This is a genomic window from Staphylococcus sp. GDX8P114P-2 (assembly GCF_017892945.1).
Taxonomy (GTDB): domain Bacteria; phylum Bacillota; class Bacilli; order Staphylococcales; family Staphylococcaceae; genus Staphylococcus; species Staphylococcus arlettae.
In genome coordinates, this window is the sequence record NZ_JAESMB010000010.1 from 50716 (window position 1) to 67531 (window position 16816).

The window sequence follows — 16816 nt, forward strand, 5'->3', positions numbered from 1 at the left end:
CTATATAGGTCATCTATTTATTATACCTTTTTTCACGAAAAATTTCATGTAAAACAAGGGTGAAAACGTTTACTTATAGTGAATTTTTTTCATAGCTTATTTAATTGCGATTTTCACCACAATACAAACGCTGTGACTGCTACTTAATACGGTTTATAACAACTAAAAATAAGCACCTTGTTTTGTAGAATTATGTACTTTGTTAGTAACATGATTATCCCAATAGTTATGTATCATGCTATTTCAAAGGTGACTACAATATTAATTATAGCCTGTATTGCATTTTAAATACTCTATTTGCTTATTGTATCTAATTCTAGAGGAAAAAACCCAACTTTATTCCTAATTCCTTATATAAAGCTTATGAGTAGCTTTAAAATGCATATGGCTATCACAGTTGTAACTTTAGTGTGTTAGCCATTAACTAAGAGCACAATGTTATCCACAAGTTAGGCAGCTTTGAGACGCAAAAAAAAAGCACTTCAAAGCGCAACTTCGAAGTGCAAATCAGTGCTATAGATTCTTAGTATGTTCTGATTGGCAAAATTAATTGCGTTACAGAATCATCGTCTTTTGGTTTTAAAATAAATGGTTTCATTGTTCCAAAGAATTCGACTTCTACTTCATCATTATCAATGGCTTTTAATGCGTCCATCATATATTTTGAGTTGAATGATATTTTCAAGTTGCCACCTTCAACATCACTTGCTTCTACTTCTTCTTTCACCGTACCAATTTCTGGTGATGTTGATGATAATTCTACTAATTCATTACCCGTACTTAGTTTAATAACGTTATTACCACCTTCACGTGCTAATAATGACGCACGATCAATAGCATGATAAAAATCACCGTTGTTAATGCCTAATTTTATTTCGTAGTTTTCAGGGAACAAACGTGATGTATCTGGATAATGCCCTTCTAATAGACGTGAAATAAAGTTGACATTGCCGACTTTAAATAACACTTGATTAGACGCAAAGAAAATATCAATATCTTCATCGCTGTCACTCATGATCTTATTTAATTCCGCTAACGCTTTACCAGGAATGATGACATTTTTGTTTTCACAGTCATCTTCTAAACCAACTTTTCTTACAGCCAAGCGGTGTGAGTCAGTTGCTGTGCATATTAATTCATTTTCTTGTATAAGCCAGTTCACACCAGTAAGTACTGGGCGTGTTTCTGAGGTGGACACTGCAAAGTTTGTTTGTGCGATAATATTTTTCAACACTTTGACTGATAATTGTATTGCATCATCACGTGATACTTCTGGTAATAATGGATATTGATCTGAATCTAAACCACTTAAATTAAATTCAGAATGACCTGATGTAATAAGAGTTTGGAATTGATCATTTGTAGATAATTTTACTTCTTTACCTGGAAGCTTTTTAATAATATCAACAAAGAAACGACCAGGGAGTACAACTGAACCAGTTTCAGTTATTGTAACTATATCTTCACCATCTACTTGTTTTGGAATAGTGATTTCGATAGATATTTCTGAGTCAGAACCTGTTAGTATCACTTCGTTGTCTTTAGCATCAATTTTTATACCTGTAAGTATAGGTAATGTTGTTCTTGGGGAGATGGCTTTTAAAGTGTCATTTAATTGATTTATAAAATAATCTCTTCTAATTGTGAATTCCATCTGTAATTTAAACTCCTTCCAGTCGTTTATATATAAATTATATATGTTTTAAAACCGTAGTAATAGTAGTAGGGCCTGTGAATTAGTGGATAACACGGAAAATGCTACTGTTGCCAAGTTTTTAATGGTGTGGATAACTTGTGCACTGTGTGTATTACTTTTACACATTATCCACAATTAACTATTTTTTCCACATTGTACTATTCCTCAAATTTACTACTTTCAATCTGTTATAACACAGTTTTTTTAAGGATTACGAATTTCTTTTTCTAAGTTTTCTACTTCTTGTTTAAATGTTGGATCATTTTTTATATCAGTACTAATTTTTTCATGAGCGTGAATGACAGTTGTATGATCACGGCCACCGAATTCTTCACCGATTTTTGGTAATGAAAAATCCGTTAATTCTCTGGATAAATACATAGCGATTTGACGTGGATATGCGATAGATTTAGTACGTTTCTTCGCACTAAAGTCCTCGATACGCACACTATAATATTCGCCTACAACCTTTTGGATATCTTGGATTGTAATTTTTTTGGATTTTGGTGCTTGTATAATATCTTTTAGAGCTGCAGCTGTCAGTTCAGTTGTAATAGGCTCTCCTTGTAATTTTGAAAAGGCAAGGACACGCGTAAGCGCTCCTTCTAATTCACGGATATTTGATTGAATTTGATTTGCAATATAAGTTAAGGCTTCGATCGGAATATCTAAATTTTCTTCTTCAATTTTCTTTTGTAAAATTGCCATTCGAGTTTCATAGTCAGGAGGCGTAATATCAACGATTAGGCCCCATTCGAAGCGTGAGCGCAAACGATCTTCTAACTTAGCGATTTCTTTTGGTGGACGGTCACTTGAAATGACAATTTGTTTATTTGCCTGATGCAATTCATTAAATGTATGGAAAAACTCTTCTTGAGTTTGTTCTTTATTTTGAATAAATTGTATATCATCAATTAACAAAATATCGATACTACGGTATTTTTCTCGGAATTGTTCCCCTTTATTATCACGAATAGACTTAATAAATTCATTGGTGAATTTTTCACTAGAAGTATAAATGACCTTAGCATCGGGTTTGTTGGCTAACACATAATGACCAATCGCGTGCATAAGATGTGTTTTTCCTAACCCTACGCCACCATAAATAAATAGTGGATTATAAGCTTGGGCTGGTGCTTCAGCTACGGCAAGACTTGCTGCATGCGGGAATCTGTTGCCCGGACCAATGACGAAAGTATCAAATGTATTATGCGTATTGAATTGTTCTCCATTCACTTCAGCTACATTCGTACTTGATTCATCGAGTGCACTTGTTGTTTCTGGTTCGCTCTGCGTTTGGAGATTTTCAAGTTGATCCTCTGAGTAAAATACAGGTGTAATTTCATGGCCAATAGCTTTATATAATAAGGATTCGATAATTTGAGCATAATGCGTTTTCAACCAATCGGCAACAAACGGATTATCGGTAATTACTATGGCTTCATTGTTTCGTAATGAATAAAGTTTGGTATCTTTTAGAAAAGTTTTATAACTTACTTCACTAATTTCTTCTTGAGCTAGCGTAAGTACTTTTTCCCAGATTTCTTGTTCTGACATATTAACTACTCCATCTTTCACTAAAATTTTTGACTTATACACAAAAATAACACATGTGAATAACTATAATCACAGGGTGTTAATAATTATCCACAAGTTAATAACAATCAGTGGATAACTTAGATTAATTTCATTGTTATACACAGCATTTTTCGGTAAATCTACTAAATGCAACCCTTTATGTATCAATAATTAGCTGACTTATCCACATAATTATACGTTTTAACAGGTTAAGATGTCAAATGACTGTGAATATGTTTGTAAATCTGCGAATGGGTTGTGAATATAGATAATATTATCCACAATTTTGAACAAATAAACTGTGTATAAGTGGATAAGTTGCGAAGTTTTTAATTATAACAGAAAAAAGGCATTTTGGGGAGTTGGGAAATAATTTATATGAATTGTATGGAAAATGTATAATGATGTTCGTCTTTTGAATTGCTAGTAAAATCGGAGGCATATTGTTCGGATTTGGCGCCAATTACATAATAAGAAAGTCAAATAAATTTCATATTTCTTCACTATATGAGTAAATTGGTGCTTGCTTTATAAATTAGAATTTGTTATATTTTAGTAGTTGCTTGAATTATGACTAGAAAATAATTGAGTTAAATCAAGACTTATTAGCAGAAACGTATACTAAAATTTATCTATATAATCGTTTAGATAACTGAATAAAGATGGAGGTGTTTTTGCATGGTAAAACGTACTTATCAACCAAATAAACGTAAACATAGTAAAGTTCATGGTTTCAGAAAACGCATGAGCACTAGCAATGGCCGCAAAGTTCTAGCGCGTCGTCGTCGTAAAGGCCGTAAAGTTTTATCTGCATAAGATCACTGACTCATCAGTGGTCTTTTTTTTGGTTTTAAATCACTTTTTGGAGACGTAAAGTTAATTGTAATGTTAAACAATCTTAATGATTTGAAGCTGATAGCAATACACATTAAAATTAACCATTATATAGAAGAAATACGTCTGGATGAGGAAATGGATAACAGATAGGCGAGTGATATGACGTGGAGAAACAGTACCGCATTAAAAAAAATAAAGATTTTCAATTTGTTTATAAAAAAGGTAAATCAGTGGCAAACAGACAGTTTGTTGTTTATACCAAACCGAATAAAACATTAACGCATTTTAGATTAGGGATAAGCGTATCTAAGAAAATTGGTAATGCCGTCGTTAGAAATCGAATTAAGCGTGGCGTTAGAGAAACGTTTAAAGTACATAAAGACGATATTATAGCAACAGAAATTATCGTTATCGCGAGACAGCCTGCCAAAGATATGACCGCATTACAAATTCAAGCTAGTTTGGAACATGTCTTAAAAATTGCGAAAGTGTTCAATAAACGTATTCGATAGGGTAGGGGGAAGGTAATATTTAGACGTACGTTAGCCTTACCTCAGACAAACGGAAGACTGAATTGTGAAAAATGTAATTCATGATATTAGCTTTTTCAGTCCAAAGTCTTTACAATATTATAATGATAATTTAGTTACAAGGAGGCGAGATGGATGATGGAATTAGACACGATTACGAGTATATCAACCCCAATGGGGGAGGGTGCGATTGGCATTGTACGACTATCAGGTGCACAAGCTGTAGACATAGCGGATACCTTATATAAAGGTAAACGTCTTTTAGCTGAAGTCCAATCACATACAATTAATTATGGTCATATCATTGATCCAGAAACAAATGAAGTAGTAGAAGAAGTTATGATTTCTGTATTACGTGCACCTAAGACATTTACACGTGAAGATATTGTTGAAATTAACTGTCACGGTGGTATTTTAACCATAAACCGTGTCTTAGAATTGACGATGACACACGGCGCACGTATGGCAGAACCTGGCGAATTTACGAAACGTGCATTTTTAAATGGACGTATTGATTTGTCCCAAGCAGAAGCAGTTATGGACTTTATACGTTCTAAAACTGATCGCGCTTCGAAAGTTGCGATGAATCAAATTGAAGGTCGCTTAAGTGATATGATTAAACGACAGCGTCAATCCATACTCGAAATCCTTGCACAAGTAGAGGTTAATATTGATTACCCAGAATATGATGATGTAGAGGATGCTACCACTGAATTTTTATTAAAACAATCAACAGAAATTAAAGCTGAAATTAATAAATTATTGGATACTGGCACACAAGGTAAAATTATGCGTGAAGGCCTATCTACAGTAATCGTAGGTAAACCTAATGTTGGTAAGTCCTCGATGTTAAATAACTTAATTCAAGATAATAAAGCTATAGTAACGGAAGTTGCGGGTACGACACGTGATACTTTAGAAGAGTACGTCAATGTAAGAGGCGTCCCATTACGCTTAGTGGATACAGCAGGTATTAGAGATACCGAAGACATCGTGGAGCGTATTGGTGTTGAACGTTCTCGTAAAGCATTGAGCGAAGCGGATTTAGTATTATTCGTCTTAAACTATAACGAAGCTTTAACTGAAGAAGATAGAAAGCTTTATGAAGTCATTAAAAATGAAGATGCGGTTGTCATCGTGAATAAGATGGACTTGGAACAACATTTAGATTTAAGCGAAGTTCAAGCTATGATTGGTGATATGCCACTGATTCAAACATCAATGTTAAAACAAGAAGGTGTTGATCAGTTGGAAATCCAAATTAGAGATTTATTCTTTGGTGGCGACGTACAAAACCAAGATATGACGTATGTATCTAACTCACGACATATCTCACTGTTAAAGCAGGCTAGAAATGCCATTCAAGATGCAATAGATGCAGCAGAGTCTGGTGTGCCAATGGATATGGTACAGATTGATTTAACACGCACATGGGAAATTTTAGGTGAAATTATCGGAGAATCCGCTAGTGATGAACTTATAGATCAACTATTTAGTCAGTTCTGTTTAGGAAAATAAAAGGAGGAAATAATTATGGCTCAAAAATATGATGTCATTGTAATCGGAGCCGGACATGCTGGAATTGAAGCTGGTTTAGCTTCTGCAAGACGTGGTGCTAAAACGTTAATGTTAACAATTAACTTGGATAATATTGCATTTATGCCTTGTAATCCATCTGTAGGTGGTCCTGCGAAAGGGATTGTAGTTCGTGAAATAGATGCTTTAGGTGGTCAAATGGCTAAAGCAATCGATAAAACACACATTCAAATGCGTATGTTAAATACAGGTAAAGGACCTGCAGTAAGAGCGTTAAGAGCACAAGCAGATAAAGTATTGTATCAACAAGAAATGAAACGTGTTTTAGAAGAAGAAGTTAACTTAGACGTTATGCAAGGCATGGTCGATGAATTAATTATCGAAGACGACGTAATTAAGGGTGTACGTACGAATATTCAATCGGAATATTATGCAGAAGCAGTTATTGTTACGACAGGTACATTTTTACGTGGCGAAATCATTTTAGGAAACATGAAATATTCAAGTGGTCCAAACCATCAATTACCATCTGTCACACTTGCAGATAATTTAAGAGGTCTTGGCTTTGACGTTGTGAGATTCAAAACAGGAACACCACCACGTGTTAACGCTAAAACTATAGATTATGACAAAACAGAAATCCAACCCGGTGATGACGTTGGCAGAGCGTTCAGTTTCGAAACTACAGAATATATTTTAGATCAACTTCCATGTTGGTTAACATATACGAATGAATCAACGCATAAAGTTATCGATGACAACTTACATTTATCAGCGATGTACTCAGGTATGATTAAAGGTACAGGTCCAAGATATTGTCCATCTATTGAAGATAAATTCGTACGTTTTAACGATAAACCACGCCATCAATTATTCTTAGAACCAGAAGGACGCAATACCAATGAAGTTTACGTGCAAGGCTTATCTACAAGCTTACCAGAACACGTACAACGTCAAATGTTAGAAACAATTCCTGGTTTAGAAAAAGCAGATATGATGCGTGCGGGTTATGCGATTGAATATGATGCGATTGTGCCAACACAGTTATGGCCGACATTAGAAACTAAAAAAATTAAAAACCTATATACTGCAGGTCAAATCAACGGTACTTCAGGTTATGAAGAAGCGGCTGGTCAAGGTATTATGGCTGGTATTAACGCTGCAGGACGTGTCTTAGGTAAAGAGGAAACAATTTTAAGCCGTTCAGATGCCTACATCGGTGTATTAATTGATGACCTTGTAACTAAAGGTACTAATGAACCTTACCGTCTATTAACATCACGTGCTGAATATCGTTTGTTGTTACGTCACGATAACGCGGACTTACGTCTTACAGATTTAGGTCATGAATTAGGTATGGTGTCAGAAGAACGCTATGCACGATTTAATGAAAAACGTGATTTAATCAAAGCAGAACAAGAGCGTTTAGCTAATATTCGTATTAAACCACATCAACGTGTGCAAGACATTATCGAAGCACAAGGTGGTTCTATTCTTAAAGATGGTATTCTCGCAATAGAGTTACTACGTCGTCCTGAAATGACATATGATATTATCTTAGACATTTTGGAAGAAAGTCACAAATTACCTGAAGATGTATCAGAACAAGTGGAAATTCAAACGAAATATGAAGGTTATATCAATAAATCATTACAACAAGTTGAAAAAGTAAAACGTATGGAAGAAAAGAAAATACCTGAGGATCTAGATTATACTAAGGTAGACAGTCTTGCTACAGAAGCACGTGAAAAATTAATTGAAGTTAAACCTTTAAATATTGCACAAGCTTCACGTATTTCTGGTGTTAATCCAGCAGATATTTCCATCTTGTTAGTATATTTAGAGCAAGGGAAAATCCAAAAGGTGGAGCAATAATATGAGTGTGACATGGTTAACTGAGCAGCTAAGTGAACATGGCATTACCTTAACAGCTAAGCAACAACAACAATTTCAAACGTATTATGATATGCTAGTGTCTTGGAATGACAAAATGAATTTAACAAGTATTACTGAAGAACATGATGTGTATTTAAAGCATTTCTATGACTCCATAGCACCAAGTTTTTATGCAGACTTTCAACAAGATTATAGTATTTGTGATGTCGGTGCAGGTGCAGGTTTTCCAAGTATTCCATTAAAAATTATCTATCCAGAATTACAAGTCACAATTGTTGATTCGTTGAACAAACGTATTCAGTTTTTAAATCAATTAGCTGATAATTTAGGATTGGAAAACGTAAGCTTTGTTCACGAACGTGCGGAAACGTTTGGCAAGGGAGACTACAGGGAGTCATATGACATTGTGACGGCACGTGCCGTTGCGCGTTTATCTGTCCTTAGTGAACTATGTATACCACTAGTGAAAAAAGGCGGTCGATTTATCGCTTTAAAATCGGCTAAAGGTGATGAAGAATTAGAAGACGCTAAATTTGGCATCGGTGTATTTGGTGGAAAATTAGAACAGCTAATTTCTTATGAATTGCCCGAAGAAGCGGGCGAACGCCAAATGATGATTATTGAAAAGCGTAGCTTAACACCGAAAAAATATCCAAGAAAACCAGGGACACCAAATAAAGCACCGTTACTTGAAAAGTAAAAACAGACAATTAATTTAGAGGGAGCGCATGAATCATGAAAAAACCTTTTTCTAAATTATTTGGTTTAAAGAATAAAGACGACATCATTGGTTATATCGAAGAAGATTATAATAATAGCGTAGAATCAATCCACGTGGAGCGTATCGTACCTAACCGTTATCAACCAAGACAAGTATTTGAGCCAAATAAGATAAAAGAACTTGCAGAATCAATAGAAGAGCACGGGTTACTTCAACCAATCGTAGTACGTCCAATCGAAGAAGATATGTTTGAAATTATTGCAGGTGAGCGTCGTTTTAGAGCGCTCCAGTCATTGCAACAAACGCATGCAGATGTGATTATTCGTGCATTGGATGATGAAGAAACAGCAGTAGTAGCACTTATCGAAAATATCCAACGTGAAAACTTATCGGTGATTGAAGAAGCGGAAGCCTATAAAAAATTGTTAGATATTGGTGATACTACGCAAAGTGAACTTGCAAAAAGTGTAGGAAAAAGTCAAAGCTTTGTTGCTAATAAATTACGTTTATTAAAATTGGCGCCTCAAGTCATTGTACGCTTACGCGAAGGCAAAATTACAGAACGTCATGCACGTGCTATGCTAAGTTTATCAGAGGCTGAACAAGAAGAATTGGTTGAAATCGTTATTGCGCAACAACTTAATGTCAAACAGACAGAAGCACGTGTGAAACATCAAATGGGCCCAGAAAAAGTCAAAGCTCAAACTTTCCAATTTGCTAAAGATTTAACACAGGCACGTGAAGAAGTTGGGAAAAGTATCGAAGCCATTGAGCAAACAGGAATCCACGTGGAACAAAAAACAAAAGATCATGACGATTATTACGAAATAAAAATTAAACTTTATAAAAGGTAACGGTTAAAAGAGTATGGAGGATAAACACTCCTCGCTCAAAATAAGAGGTTGGGACGAATCGATCGTGTCCCAACCTCTTATTTTATATTTGGCTGTTTTTATACACGCTTTCCGCGGGCACTGCCTTAGCCTGTAGTTTGTGGCTAGTGCTTTTTCCTCAGGAGTCGCTCCAAATCACTGCCAATCGTATATAAAAAATTTTGTGATATATGTTAAATAGTGGTTATAATATTGAATCAATTGATAAGCGAACTGGAATTTTGATCGTGCATGCTTGCCTGGGGTATGGTTCGAACATATAGTCTCTCACTCATATGATTCCCCCGGGCGTCAGCACGTTACAAAATCGGTACAACATGTATTTAGTTATTCAAAAACAATGTCGATTCGTATAATTGATCAATGAACTTGTTAACGATAAAATCATACTTGTATGTTGGAATTGCACTACAGACAATATGGTTCACTATGTTCGTTATCCAATAACCTTTCATGTACAATGCCAAAGCAGACAACGGATTATTTTCTGGGAAATAATGTTAATGGTTTTGTGGTTAAATGCATTGAACTATTCAAGTCATGACCTTTGAGCTGTTGTACCAATTCGTTTGTTACATAACATAGCAGGATGCATATTTTTAACTACTGTTGCAATTTCAATAAATTATCATTGGTTATCTTAGGTTTTATATAATATTAAAATATAATTTACATAGAATATATCAACTTAATATAGGATTAATTTAATGTTGCTAGAATGGTGATGTGAGACCTAATACGATTTCTTGGAGGAGAATATAGATGATACAGAAAAAGCACCAATCGACTGCATTACGTGCTGCAACGAGTTTTGTTTTATTATTTAGTCTTATTATTAGCCCTGAAACATCAACAGCAAATGCGTCAGCAAACACAGAACCAAATGCTACATCGCAGCAACAAAGCAATGATAAAATTAAATTATTAGATAGTAAACCTGAGGTTGCGGACATACCAAAACATAATAAACCCAACCGTATTATTACTAATATTAATGGTAATCCACAATCAGAAATGGGATTTAGTTGGTATACATCAGATAAATTTGAAGATGCTAAAGTATGGGTATCAGAATCGAAAAACTTTAAAGATGCTAAAACAGTTGATGCCAAAGCTAAAAAAGTAAATTCTAAATATCTTGAAAGAGATAAACATGGTAACATCATTTTCAAAGATATTGCCAAAAATGATGAAGGCGAACCAATTAAAAATAAAGACGGCAAAGAAAAGGTTAACGGCTATTATACTGATAAGCATGCTAGTGGTCCGGAATGGTTGAGTGGCGATAAACATGGTAAAACAGATTTAATAAGCGAACCGGAATATACATATAAAGCACAAGCCAAGGACTTAAAACCGAATACAAAATACTACTATAAAGTAGGTAGCGAGTCGGGTAAACAAAGTCAAATCGGACAATTTAAAACTGCAGGAGATAAAGGTGATCCATTTAGCTTCGTGCAATATACAGATACACAAAATGCCTTTTGGAATGAAAATGTAAGAAATGAAGCAATGTTTGGAGCAGACACATTAAAAAATGCGATTAAGACTGCTGGCGAGCCTAGTTTTGCACTGCACACAGGAGATTTTGTAGAAACAGCAGAAGTTGAAGATGAATGGAAAGATTTATATAAACAATCACGTCCATCGTTTATGTCATTGCCAGTAGTTGCTACAGCAGGTAACCATGATGAATATGCATTAAGCGAAGAGGATGAAAAATTATTAACTAAATTCAATGAGCATGTAAACGTACCGAAAGAAAATGATGCTATCAATGGAGGATCTTATTATTCATTTGATTATAACGGTGCGCACATGGTAGTTGCCAACACAAATGACAACAAGAAATCAAAAGATAATCCAGATGAAAAAGCAATTGGTAAGGAACAAATGGAATGGATTAAGAAAGATATCAAAAAAGCAAGAGAGAATGGGGCAAACTGGGTAGTGTTAAACTTACACAAACCAATGTACTCTAAATCATATCACGCATTATCAGATGAAGATGTGAAAAAGATTAGAGCAGAATTAACAAAACAAATAGATGACTTAGATATCGATTTAGTGTTACAAGGTCATGACCACGTCTTATCACGTACACATCCGCTAGAACATACATCGACTAAGAATAGCTTTGTTAACGCGAAAAAAGAAGATACAAAACAAGTAGTTGGTGAAGACAACGTGCCTTATTATGATAATCCGAAAGGCTCAGTTTATGTATTACCAAATACAGGTGGTACGAAAGAATATGACAGTATTTATGATCGTTCACTAGAACATATTAAAAAGGTAAGACCAGAACTAAGTTGGTTAACTGAAAAAGATTTAGAACACTATAATAGTTTATTCAAAGTAGGTAAACAGCCACAAGAATCAGAAGCCTTTAATGACAGTCACTCAAATAATCGTGATTCATCTTCTCAAAACTTCTCTGTTTATGAAGTAGAAGATAATACATTAAAAGTTAAAATATATCAATTGAGTGGTGACATTAGTAAAGGTGAGCAACGGAATATTGAATTAGTAGATGAATTTGGTATTCAAAAAGACGATAAATAATTAAACCAAATGAGGCTAGGACAAATTAACTATGTCCCAGCCTCTGATTGGTTTCTTTGGAAAAAGAGGTGTGATATAAAATGAAACAGACAATTAAAGGTGTCATACTGATCACACTAACTGGCATGTTGTTGGCGAGCTGTAGTAATGACAAGCAAGCAACTGAACAATCAACCGATAAAGTTGCCCATTCACAATCCACGCAACAAGATAAAAAAGCTAATGATTCCGTTAGTGATGAAGATAAACAAGCAATAAAAAAACAACTATTAACATGGCTCTCTGAACATGAAAAGGACAACGGAAAAGCCGTATCTAACCGTTATTTTGGTAGTGGTAGCATGTCAGACGGTGATTGGTATGCAGGAACTGAAGACGGTGAGATTCAAGTGAGTAATAGAGGTGAACCAGGGCCTAAAGCGTTTGATGTGCATACTGTGACTGGAGCAGTAACGTATACTTCTAACGAAGGTACAACAGGCAAAGATCCAGCTGCTAACAACTTATCCAATATCGAAGGCTATAACACAGTAGCAGACACCGACAAACCAATAACAAAATATCTATTTGCAGATAATGGTAAAGTCTATGAATATCAGTTTACGGGTGCTGAAGATATCACATTATCATCAGGCTTTGCCCCTAAAGACCATACCGATAAAGATCCGAACTTAAGCCCGAATCAAATGTTCAAAGTTAGTGAAAATAAAGCACTTAACAACTATTACAAAAAGCTATTAACCAAATATAACGATTAATGAATAAGACAATAGCGCTAAAATAAAGGTATAGAACCTTAGTTTTAGCGCTATTTTTGAATATTTAAGTAACATCAATAGTGATTTTTCAGTTATTTAGCAGTAGCAATATTATAATTATTGATGTTCTAAATTCCATTGTTTAATAAAATTATAAAATGCTTTGACTACAGTATTATTTAAATATTGCTCTTTTAAAATCATATCAGTATTTCTGATAATATAATGTCCTTGTTGATCTAAACAAGGAATAGTGAACAAGTCATCGTGAGCTTCTAACAAGATATCAGGAAGTATAGTAAAACCTAATCCATTGAGTACAAACTGTTTACTGGTTTCCATGTTATCGACTTTAATTGTGACAGTAGAAGGTTCGATAAAATGCCCCATCCACCAGTCATCTATTAATCTGTTTAGAGAAGTATCTGTATTATAGTAAACACGTGGTAAATTGGGTAGATCTTCCAATTCAATAGGGGATTTAGATACAACATAAAGTTTATCTGTCATCAGATGTATCTTTTTGGATGAAAAGCTGTAATCTCCCCGTAAAATGCCAACTTGTGAAATATCATTATGTACGGAACGGAAAACTTCTTCACTCCACCCTGTATTAACATCAAACTCAACTAAAGGGAATTGACGACTAAATTCTGATAGTATCTCCGGTAAGCGATAGCGTGAAAAGATACTAGATGCGCTTAAACGCAAGACACCTTGAACTTTATTTTCTTGATTGAGTAAATCTTCTTTAATTTGTTGATTGTTTTTAATCATTGAAGCGGCATAATTCACTAGCATTTCTCCTGGAGAAGTGAAAACTACCCCTTTTTTATTACGATGAATAATCTTGACATTAAACTCTTCTTCTAATTTATTAATTCTATAGGTTACTGCTGGTTGTGAGGTTCTCAGTACTTTACTCGTTTGCGTGATATTTTTATATTTAAATAACTCGCATAATATTTCCCAATCTACACTATCCATATTTTTACACCTCATTATCAATTATTCATAAAACCAATTTATGTCTTAACATAAAAAAACAATATTTTATTTATCGTTTGTTCACTTATATACTTTAAATAAGTTATCTGAATATTTCAACAAAATATAGGAGGGGATATGAGTGGACAATGACAATGTAAGAATACCTTGTGTACTTATGAGAGGTGGTACTAGTAGAGGATTAATCTTTAAAGATATAGATTTACCCGTAGATCAATTCACACGAGAACAAGTGATTTTAAAAGTATATGGTAGTTCGGCCAATGGTCAAATTGATGGTATTGGTGGGGGGACATCAGTTACTAGTAAAGTTGCGATTGTTGGTAAAAGTGATACGCAAAACTGTGATATCTATTATACTTTTGGGCAAGTAAGTATTAATGAACAAGAAATAGATTACAATGTTACGTGTGGCAATATGGCTTCAGCAGTTGGTTTGTATGCAGTAGAAGAAGGTTTAGTAGAGCGCCAAGAAGGTGAAACAACAGTTAAGATATTTAATACTAATACGAATAAATTGATGGAAGTAGATATACCAGTAGAAGAAGGAGCAGTAGAACATAAAGGCAATTTTGCTATTGCAGGTGTAGAGGGTACAGGTGCTAAAATAACGGTCAATTTTTTAGATTCATCAGGTGCTTTTACTGGTCATTTATTTCCAACAGGTAACTTAGTTGATCAGATTGAAGCAAATGATACTGTATATGAAGTCAGTATATTAGATACAGGTAATATTGTAGCATTTGTGAAAGCTAGTGCTTTCGGGCTTCATGGTTGTGAATTAGCAGAAACTATTGATAAAACAACGATTTCTCAAAAAATTGAAGCGTTGCGTGTGCAAGTTGGTATTTTACTAGGTCTATTTCGCAAAGAACAACAGGTCAATCCTCAAGTGTCAGCATTACCAAAAATCACTTTAATTAGTGAACCTCAAAGTTATGAAACTGAACTAGGAACATATAATAATAAAGAAGATGTAGATATAGTAGGAAGATACATGTCGATGGGTAAACTACATCCATCATTCGCGGTAAGTGGTTCAATTTGTCTAGCTACTGCAAGTAAAATTTCAGGGACAATTCCACATGAAGTTGCGAAATCAACACAGTCTAACACTATTAGAATTGGGCATCCTAGTGGTAGCATTGCAGCTGAAGTTTTTGTGGAAAATAATGAAAGCGATTACAAATTGATTAAAGGAGGTACCGGACGCACGGCTCGTAGAATCATGGAAGGCACAGCAGTTATTCCAGCTTATTTAATCAGATAGGAGTGAAAATATGATTAAAAAAAGTCCAATTTTACTTATTATTCTAACGATAATATTAGCAGGATGTAGCGCTAAAGGAGAGTCTCAAAATGAGCAACAAGCGATTGCTGATTTTCCTAATCAAACCGTTAATGTAGTTATTCCATTTGGCGAAGGAAGTGCCAGTGATGCGTTTGTCAGGCAATATGCAAAGATTATGACAGAGCATTCTGATGCGAACTTTCAACCCGTCAATAAAAATGGAAGTGGCGGATTATTAGGTATGTTGTATAGCTACCAACAAAAGAATGATGGTTATACCATCTTAGAAGTTACACCGTCACAAGTCATTGCAGATACATTAGACAAAAGTGAAGACGTTAAATTGTTGGATGACTTTGAACCATTGGCACAAATTCAAAGTGATATTTATGTGTTATCTGTGGCGGAAAATAGTTCGATTAAAGATTATGATGATCTGATTGCTAAAGGAAAATCAGGCACATTGTCAATAGGTGGAGTAAGTCCAGCAGGATTAGATGATTTTGCTATTAGCGATTTCGAACAAAAAGCTAATATTGATACAGAATTTATTCCGTATACTTCTGGGTCGGAAGTTAAAGCCGCAGCATTAGGTGGGGAAGTAGATGTGTATTTAGATAAAGTAGGTAATGTAGTAGATTATGTTAAATCGAACAAGGTACGACCGCTCATTATTTTTAATAACAAGAGAATTTCTGACATAGCAGAATTTAAACAAGTTCCATCAACTAAAGAAAAAGGGCTAGATGTCAATATAGGTTCTTGGAGAGGATTTGTTATTAAAAAAGGAGCTCCAGACAAAGTGAAACAAAAATTAAGCAAACAACTAAAAGATGCCTATGAAACTGATGATTATAAAACATACGCCAAAAATAATTTAGTAGATATTGGAGAGGGTTATCTAGGACCTGACGAATTCGGGAAAAAGTTAGAAACTGAATACGATAAGTTCGAATCAATATCCAAAGATTTAAATATTAACTAATTTTGGCAAGGGGGGATTACATGGGAAGTGTTTTATTTAGTTTAATATTATTAATAATTTGTTTTTATTTTTTACTCAATTCAATTAGTTTGGAGGATTTGAGAGCAGTAGATCCAATAGGGGCAGCAGGGGTACCTACTTTTATCTTATTTTTCATAGTTGTTTTACTAACATATTCTGTTATAGCAGAAATTGTGAAGTATCGAAAACACAGTAAACAAGTTGATAATAAACCTATTATAAACGAAGCGACCTTTAAAATTGCAGGTTTGATTGTAGGAATTGTAATTTTTATTTTAGTGCTTAATAAAGCAGGATTTTTATTATCAAGTTTGTTTTTAACACCAATATTACTGTTGATTTTAGGCGCACAAGGCAAAATACAAATTATTAGTTTTTCATTGATTATTCCAATATTATTCGCGTTTTTATTCGGAAATGTATTAAGCATTCCATTACCTAAAGGTATAGGGGTATTTTTCGAAATTAGTAATTTTATTTATTAAAGAATTGAGGTGA

Annotated in this window: 14 protein-coding genes; 11 read left to right on the forward strand and 3 right to left on the reverse strand. The window is 34.4% G+C overall.

Translation table 11 applies throughout. The features are described 5' to 3' along the window. Nucleotides 1-523: 523 nt before the first annotated feature. Entirely contained in the window at nucleotides 524-1654 is a 1131-nt protein-coding gene (gene dnaN / locus KA845_RS05750; protein ID WP_112369322.1) for a DNA polymerase III subunit beta, read from the reverse strand. 246 nt (nucleotides 1655-1900) lie between these two features. Then, nucleotides 1901-3253, reverse strand: coding sequence for a chromosomal replication initiator protein DnaA (dnaA, locus tag KA845_RS05755; RefSeq protein WP_193325434.1), 1353 nt, complete (start codon nucleotides 3251-3253; stop codon nucleotides 1901-1903). Between the two features lie 699 nt (nucleotides 3254-3952). On the opposite strand from dnaA, the gene rpmH reads away from it, so the two are divergent. From rpmH to KA845_RS05795, 8 genes are all read left to right on the forward strand, one after another. Beyond that, the gene (gene rpmH, locus KA845_RS05760) at nucleotides 3953-4090 is read left to right on the forward strand and encodes a 50S ribosomal protein L34 (protein WP_002510608.1); all 138 of its coding nucleotides are present in this window, start codon (nucleotides 3953-3955) and stop codon (nucleotides 4088-4090) included. A gap of 185 nt (nucleotides 4091-4275) precedes the next feature. Then, entirely contained in the window at nucleotides 4276-4623 is a 348-nt protein-coding gene (gene rnpA / locus KA845_RS05765) for a ribonuclease P protein component (protein WP_210127853.1), read from the forward strand. A 156-nt stretch (nucleotides 4624-4779) separates the two neighbouring features. After that, entirely contained in the window at nucleotides 4780-6159 is a 1380-nt protein-coding gene (gene mnmE / locus KA845_RS05770; protein WP_210127863.1) for a tRNA uridine-5-carboxymethylaminomethyl(34) synthesis GTPase MnmE, read from the forward strand. Nucleotides 6160-6174: 15 nt separating this feature from the next. After that, a complete protein-coding gene (gene mnmG, locus KA845_RS05775; RefSeq protein ID WP_210127854.1) occupies nucleotides 6175-8052 on the forward strand; it encodes a tRNA uridine-5-carboxymethylaminomethyl(34) synthesis enzyme MnmG in 1878 nt (625 codons plus the stop codon). A 1-nt stretch (nucleotide 8053) separates the two neighbouring features. Then, nucleotides 8054-8773 (forward strand): 16S rRNA (guanine(527)-N(7))-methyltransferase RsmG, encoded by a 720-nt coding sequence (rsmG, locus tag KA845_RS05780; protein WP_210127855.1) that lies wholly within the window; start codon nucleotides 8054-8056, stop codon nucleotides 8771-8773. A 35-nt stretch (nucleotides 8774-8808) separates the two neighbouring features. Beyond that, entirely contained in the window at nucleotides 8809-9648 is an 840-nt protein-coding gene (locus KA845_RS05785; RefSeq protein WP_210127856.1) for a ParB/RepB/Spo0J family partition protein, read from the forward strand. 801 nt (nucleotides 9649-10449) lie between these two features. Next, nucleotides 10450-12255 carry a purple acid phosphatase family protein gene (locus KA845_RS05790; RefSeq protein ID WP_204172612.1) on the forward strand — a complete coding sequence of 602 codons (1806 nt, stop codon included), beginning with the start codon at nucleotides 10450-10452 and terminating at the stop codon, nucleotides 12253-12255. An 80-nt stretch (nucleotides 12256-12335) separates the two neighbouring features. Continuing rightward, the gene (locus KA845_RS05795; RefSeq protein WP_210127857.1) at nucleotides 12336-13013 is read left to right on the forward strand and encodes a hypothetical protein; all 678 of its coding nucleotides are present in this window, start codon (nucleotides 12336-12338) and stop codon (nucleotides 13011-13013) included. 117 nt (nucleotides 13014-13130) lie between these two features. Here the strand turns inward: KA845_RS05795 and KA845_RS05800 are convergent, their stop codons facing one another. Next, nucleotides 13131-14000, reverse strand: a complete 870-nt coding sequence (locus tag KA845_RS05800; protein WP_182475420.1) for a LysR family transcriptional regulator — start codon at nucleotides 13998-14000, stop codon at nucleotides 13131-13133. Nucleotides 14001-14142: 142 nt separating this feature from the next. Between KA845_RS05800 and KA845_RS05805 the strand changes: the two genes are divergently transcribed. The 3 genes from KA845_RS05805 to KA845_RS05815 are packed head-to-tail and all read left to right on the forward strand — an operon-like array spanning nucleotide 14143 to nucleotide 16803. After that, a complete protein-coding gene (locus tag KA845_RS05805) occupies nucleotides 14143-15291 on the forward strand; it encodes a 2-methylaconitate cis-trans isomerase PrpF family protein (protein WP_107373667.1) in 1149 nt (382 codons plus the stop codon). A gap of 10 nt (nucleotides 15292-15301) precedes the next feature. Beyond that, nucleotides 15302-16297, forward strand: coding sequence for a Bug family tripartite tricarboxylate transporter substrate binding protein (locus tag KA845_RS05810; protein ID WP_210127858.1), 996 nt, complete (start codon nucleotides 15302-15304; stop codon nucleotides 16295-16297). A gap of 20 nt (nucleotides 16298-16317) precedes the next feature. Then, nucleotides 16318-16803 (forward strand): tripartite tricarboxylate transporter TctB family protein, encoded by a 486-nt coding sequence (locus KA845_RS05815; RefSeq protein ID WP_210127859.1) that lies wholly within the window; start codon nucleotides 16318-16320, stop codon nucleotides 16801-16803. The last annotated feature ends 13 nt before the right edge of the window (nucleotides 16804-16816 follow it).